Origin of the sequence: Kitasatospora sp. NPDC089913 (assembly GCF_044748625.1) — a bacterium.
Lineage (GTDB): Bacteria > Actinomycetota > Actinomycetes > Streptomycetales > Streptomycetaceae > Kitasatospora.
In genome coordinates this window covers 1-4163 of record NZ_JBIVGI010000061.1, presented here as the reverse complement: position 1 = coordinate 4163, position 4163 = coordinate 1, and the positions used below count along the sequence as shown (strand labels likewise).

Here is a 4163-nt window from a genome sequence, read left to right as displayed (position 1 = left end):
CCCGTTTTTGGGGGGGTTTACCCCTTTGGTGCCCCCCACCCCAAACATCCCCTTATCCCGCCCCCCCTGGGCGGGGGGGTGGGCGGCCCCCCCCCCCGCCACCTTTCGGTCGCGGACCTCGTCGACAGGGCGTGCGCCCGTTCCGGGGGGAGCACGCACAGCACGGCTCCGCGCGATCGGGCGAGCGGTGCCGCCCTTGAGCCGGTAGAACCCCCGCCCCCGACGAAGCCAGGCCCTCCACCTTCGCGCCGAAGACATCGTGGCCCGGGCCCACGACCCCGACCTGATGGAACGCGCCGACCGCGTGGTAGAACTCCGCGACGGCCGTTTTCTCGACGAGCTCGCCGAGGGCGGCCGGTCACGCAACCGTCCGGGGCCGCCGGGCTCTCGGAAGAAACGCTCGACCGACAACGTCTGACCGACCGTGGACCACCGAACCGCCCAGGCACCTGCGGTGCCGGCGCCCGCGCCCCGGCACCGCCTTCGCCCGCCCTTCGAGAGGACCCCCATGACGCAGGAACGGTCGATCGCCGCGGACGGCGCCACAGACAGCGCCACGGACAGCGCCGCGGACGGGACGGCGGGCACCGTGCTGCCTGCGCCCCGCACTCCCTCCCCCCGTGAAGCACCCGCCCTGAACTGGGGCGTGATGGCGCCGGGCGGGATCGCGGCGCACTTCACCGAGACCCTGCGGCAGCACACCGGGCAGCGGGTCGTGGCGGTCGGCTCGCGCGACGCCGCGCGGTCCCGGGCGTTCGCCGACCGGTTCGGCATCCCCGCGGCGCACGGCAGTTACGCCGAGCTGGCCGGGAACGACGAGGTGGACATCGTCTACGTCGCGTCGCCGCACTCGGCCCATTTCGAGCACGCGATGCTGGCCGTCGAGGCGGGCCGGCACGTTCTCGTCGAGAAGGCGTTCACACGCAACGCCCGCGAGGCCGAGCAGTTGATCGAGGCGGCCCGCGAGCGCGGGGTGTTCCTGATGGAGGCGATGTGGACGCGCTTCCTTCCGCACATCGACGTGGTCCGCCAGGTGCTGGCGTCCGGGCTGCTCGGCGAGGTGCACACCGTGACGGCCGACCACGGGCAGCGGATGGATCCCGACCCGGCGCACCGCCTGTTCGCCCCCGAGCTGGCGGGCGGCGCCCTCCTCGACCTCGGCGTGTATCCGGTCTCGTTCGCCTCGATGGTGCTCGGGCCGTTCGCCTCGGTCACAGCGGTGGGCACGAAGGCGTTCAGCGGTGTCGACGGGCAGGCCTCGATCGTCGTCACCGGCGGGTCCGGCGCGCACGGGGTGCTGAACACCTCGCTCTTCGCCCGCACGCCGACCTCGGCGTCGATCTCGGGAACGCATGCCCGGCTGGAGATCGACGGCCCCTTCTACGGAGCCGCCCGGGTCCGGCTCGTCGGCCGGGAGAACGAGATCCTCGACACCTTCGTCCCGCCGCGCGACGGGGGGATGAGCTACCAGGCGGCCGAGGCGGCCCGGTGCATCGCCGCGGGGCGGCTGGAGTCCGAGCTGATGCCGCTCGCCGAGACGCTGGACATCATGCGCGTCCTGGACGGCGTCCGCCGCGACCTGGGGGTCGTCTTCCCGGGCGAGTGACCCCGCAGCGACTCGCAGCGACTCGGGCGGGCCTCGGGGTGCCTCAGGCGGCCGGGAAGCGGTCGATGTTCCGCTCGACCCAGGTCCGCAGGTGGGCGAGCGGGGCGCAGGCGTCACGCCCGAGCCCGGTCAGGCTGTACTCGACCCGCAGCGGGACCTCGGCGAAGACCTCGCGGTCCACCAGCCCGAACTCCTCCAGTCGGCGCAGGGTCTGGGTGAGCACCTTGGGGCTGACACCCTGCAGCCGCGCGCGCAGGGCACCGAAGCGCTGCGGCCCCTCCTCCAGCGCGCCCAGGGCAAGGGCGCTCCACTTGTTGGCGAGCAGGTCGAGCATGTCGCGGCAGGGACAGGCGGCGGCGTAGACGTCCTTCGGTGGACCGCCGTCGACCGACGCCGCCGGAGCCAGGGACAGAGTCGCTTTCGTAGTCATATCGTCATAGTACCCAAAAGGAACTAGGAGCCCTTGCGGGTTACCACTACCTGTTGCGTACCGTCCTGATGACGGCCCCGGGAGCCGGTGCCGGGGACCCGGGACCAGAACCAGGGCCGGGACCAGAACCAGGGCCGAGGTCAGGACCAGGACCGAGGTCAGGACCAGCACCAAGGCCGAGGCGAGGACCAAGGCCAAGGCCAGGACGACATTCCGCAGCGAAGGACACCGCGATGAGCAAGAACACGATCCCCACCACGATGCGAGCGGTGGCCTACCGCGCGAGCCTGCCCGTCGAGAACCCGGACAGCCTCCAGGACGTCGAGCTGCCGGTGCCGCAGCCCGGCCCGCGGGACCTGCTGGTCCGGGTCGAGGCGGTGGCGCTGAACCCGGTCGACCACAAGGTGCGCCGGAACGTCGATCCGCAGGGCGACTGGAAGGTGCTCGGCTGGGACGCCGCCGGCACGGTGGTCGCGGTGGGTTCCGCGGTCGAGCTGTTCGAGGTCGGGGACGAGGTCTACTACGCCGGGGCGATCGACCGCCCGGGCGCGAACGCCGAGTACCACGCCGTGGACGAGCGGATCGTCGGGCACAAGCCCGCCACGCTCTCCTTCGCCGAGGCCGCCGCGCTGCCGCTGACCGCGCTGACCGCGTGGGAGGGCCTGTTCGAACGCCTTGGCCAGGCCGCCGTCGCCCCCGACCGCAGCGGCACCCTGCTGGTGACCGCCGCCGCGGGCGGGGTCGGCGCGATGGTGTCCCAGCTGGCCCGCGCGCTGACCGGGCTGACCGTGGTCGGCACGGCCTCCCGTCCGGAGAGCGCGGAGTTCGCCCGCCGGATGGGCGCCCACCACATCGTCGACCACCGCGAGCCGCTGGCCGGGCAGCTGGCCGAGGTGGCCCCGGACGGGGTGGACCTGGTGTTCAGCACGGTCGGCACCGACCGCAACCTCCCGGCGTACGCCGAGGCGCTGAAGCCTTTCGGGGCGATCGTGGCCATCGACGACCACGACTCCCTGGACATCGGCGTGCTCAAGTCCAAGAGCATCTCGTTCCACTGGGAGCTGATGTACACCCGCTCCCTGCACGGCACCGCGGACCTGGCAGCCCAGCACCGCATCCTGGACCGCGTGTCCCGGCTGGCCGACGACGGCGTGCTCGCCAGCACCGCGACGACCGACCTCGGCCCGGTGAACGCGGCCAACCTCCGCGAGGCCCACCGCCGCCAGGAGTCCGGCACCACGATCGGCAAGACCACGCTCACCGGCTTCGCCCGATGAGCCCGAGGCAGCCGCAGCCGCCGCACCTGCTGCACCTGTTGCGCCCGCTGAGCCCGCTGAGCCCGCTGAGCCCGTTGAGCCCGCCCCACCCGCTGCACCCGCGCGGCGGCCGCCGCCGCTAGCACGGCCGGAACCCGCGGACGCGCGCGGCGCCCCCCGCGACGCGCCCACGAGGAAGCCCCGGCCGCCCCCGGCCGGTGGTGGCGGGGACAGCCGGGGTACGGGGCCGGGGTCACCGCACGGTCGTCCGTGCGGTGACCCCGACGCGGCGCGGCCCGTGGTCGCGGCCCGTAGGCGGCAGGGCGGCCCCGCCCGCTCAACTCCCGGCGGCGATCCGGCCGTAGTCGATCCAGCCGGGGTTGTTGTGGCCGTCGCCGCCGTTGTTGAGGAAAGCGGTGGTGGGGCCGGTGGTGACGAGGTAGTCGGCGTGGCCGTCGGCGTCGATGTCCGCCAGCGCCACGGCGCTCTGGTCGGTGGTGAGACCGGACGCGGTCCGTCCGTGGTCGCTCCAACCGCCGTGGTGGTCACCGCCCTTGTTCAGGAAGGTGGTGATCGATCCGTCGGGGTTGACCACGTTGTAGTCGGCACGCCCGTCACCGTCGAAGTCGGCGAGGCGCAGTCGGCTGCGGTCGGTGGTGAGCCCGCCGGCGACCCGGCCGTTGTCCACCCAGCCGCCGTGGCCGTCGCCGCCCCGGTTGAGGAAGACGTTCACGGCGCCGCTGTCGGCGAGGGTGATGTAGTCGGTACGGCCGTCGCCGTCGAAGTCCGCGAACGTCACCTGCGACGGATCGGCGGTCAGGCCGGAGGCGACCTGACCCAGGTCGCTCCAGTCCCCGTGCCCGTCACCACC

At 73.4% G+C, this 4163-nt stretch carries 5 protein-coding genes; 3 read left to right on the top strand and 2 right to left on the bottom strand.

Annotated elements, in window-relative coordinates; all coding sequences use genetic code 11:
• Positions 1-508 precede the first annotated feature (508 nt).
• Positions 509-1606 (top strand): Gfo/Idh/MocA family protein, encoded by a 1098-nt coding sequence (locus tag ACIPYS_RS40095; RefSeq protein WP_400755557.1) that lies wholly within the window; start codon positions 509-511, stop codon positions 1604-1606.
• Between the two features lie 43 nt (positions 1607-1649).
• Here ACIPYS_RS40095 and ACIPYS_RS40090 read toward each other — a convergent pair whose 3' ends face one another.
• On the bottom strand, positions 1650-2036 hold the full coding sequence (locus tag ACIPYS_RS40090) for a helix-turn-helix domain-containing protein (RefSeq protein WP_231978055.1): 387 nt from the start codon (positions 2034-2036) through the stop codon (positions 1650-1652).
• Positions 2037-2296: 260 nt separating this feature from the next.
• On the opposite strand from ACIPYS_RS40090, the gene ACIPYS_RS40085 reads away from it, so the two are divergent.
• Complete coding sequence (locus ACIPYS_RS40085) at positions 2297-3313, top strand: zinc-binding alcohol dehydrogenase family protein (protein WP_400755559.1); 1017 nt, start codon at positions 2297-2299, stop codon at positions 3311-3313.
• On the top strand, positions 3310-3435 hold the full coding sequence (locus ACIPYS_RS40080; RefSeq protein ID WP_400755555.1) for a hypothetical protein: 126 nt from the start codon (positions 3310-3312) through the stop codon (positions 3433-3435). The genes ACIPYS_RS40085 and ACIPYS_RS40080 overlap by 4 nt, the downstream gene beginning before the upstream one ends.
• Before the next feature lie 194 nt (positions 3436-3629).
• Here the strand turns inward: ACIPYS_RS40080 and ACIPYS_RS40075 are convergent.
• Positions 3630-4163 (bottom strand): FG-GAP repeat domain-containing protein (locus ACIPYS_RS40075; protein ID WP_400755553.1); only part of this gene is annotated, 534 nt, incomplete at its 5' end.